Source organism: Pseudomonas sp. PNPG3, from assembly GCF_023093815.1.
Taxonomy (GTDB): Bacteria; Pseudomonadota; Gammaproteobacteria; order Pseudomonadales; family Pseudomonadaceae; genus Aquipseudomonas; species Aquipseudomonas asiatica.
Genome location: NZ_JALLKV010000237.1, coordinates 1 through 266, shown reverse-complemented (window position 1 = coordinate 266; position 266 = coordinate 1). Strand labels below are relative to the sequence as shown.

General features: G+C 62.4%; 1 protein-coding gene. It reads right to left on the bottom strand.

All coding sequences use genetic code 11. From position 1 onward, the window contains the following. The coding region (locus MJ643_RS30870; RefSeq protein WP_247727334.1) for a chorismate-binding protein at positions 1-266 on the bottom strand (266 nt) is incomplete at both ends.

Below are 266 nucleotides of genomic sequence, written 5' to 3'. Positions count from 1 at the left end.
AAGCCCTCGCTTGGTGGGCTCGAGTTGATCGATCAGTTCCATGGCGTGCACCTTGGGGGCCCCGGTGAGGGTACCCGCCGGGAAGGTGGCCTTGAGCACGTCGATGGCACCCATGCCGTCGTTCAAGGTGCCTTCGACGTTGCTCACGATGTGCATGACGTGGCTGTAGCGCTCCACCACGAAGGCTTCCGTCACCTTGACCGAACCGATCTTGGCGATGCGCCCGATGTCGTTGCGCGCCAGATCGATCAGCATCACATGCTCGG